Here is a 951-nt window from a genome sequence, read left to right as displayed (position 1 = left end):
CGAGCTCTGGGCCGCCCAGCAGACCGACACCACACCCACCGCCAGAAGGAGCACCAGTTGACCAGTCCCTGCCCGACGGCTTCTTCGACAACTACCCGACTGGACTTCGCAGCAGCCCTTGGGGACGCCCCGAACACCGCCACCGACCCGAACGCCAGCCCGGCGGAGCGCCAGGCCGCAGCGGACGCCCTCAACTCCATCCCGGTGCTGACGAGCCCCAAGGCGTCCTCCCACTCCTGGGGGCTCACGCATACTCGTGCCTGGCCTGACCTGCATGTTCCCCATAATCGCTTATGACCTCGTGCATGGTTAGCCGTGGCCTGTGTTTGGGTGAGGTCTGACGTCACTGATCACCTGCTTTGGCCTGTCGGTAGGGCTGCCAACTTCCTTTTGTGGGTGGCTTGTTGGTCTGACAGGAGTCCGGCTACTGCTCGGATGGTGTCCGGCAGGTGGTGGCGGTGGCCGTGATGGCGGGCGAGGGCGCGCCAGTTCTTCAGGTGGGCGATTCCGTGCTCGACCGGGATGCGGCGTGAGGAGTGTTCGAAGCGGGCCTGTTCGTGATGGGCCATCAGCCACTGGACCTGCTCGAGGTTCTTGCCACGGCGTTTTCGGGGCGGGGTGACGACCTGGCCGTAGGTCTGGGCGGCCAGTCCCTGGTAGCCGGCGTCCGCGAGGATCTCCAGGTGAACCGTGTCGGCGAGCAGGTCGACCAGGCCGGCGTCGCGGGCCTGGGTGATGTCGGCAACCGAGCCGGCCCGGACCTCGCCGCAGAACAGCAGCCTGCCGCGATCATCGGTGACCACCAGCGCCTTCATCGCGTTCGTGCGGCTCTTGCCCGAGACGAAGCGGTTGCGGCCGCGTCGGTGGGCAGCCGGTCGGCGGACCCGGATCTCGGTGGCGTCGATGATCCCGGTCCGCCCGGTGGCGCCGAGGTGGGCAATCACGTCCGCG

At 67.8% G+C, this 951-nt stretch carries 1 protein-coding gene; it reads right to left on the bottom strand.

Going from position 1 to position 951, the window contains the following annotated elements; translation table 11 throughout:
* Positions 1-350: 350 nt before the first annotated feature.
* Positions 351-951: transposase family protein (locus tag ABD323_RS41785; RefSeq protein ID WP_344447303.1), on the bottom strand; the 601-nt coding region annotated here is incomplete at its 5' end.

Source organism: Kitasatospora nipponensis (assembly GCF_039528135.1).
In the GTDB taxonomy this organism is placed as follows: Bacteria; Actinomycetota; Actinomycetes; order Streptomycetales; family Streptomycetaceae; genus Kitasatospora; species Kitasatospora nipponensis.
Note: the sequence above shows the minus strand (reverse complement) of the source record. Positions and strands in the feature narration are given on the sequence as shown.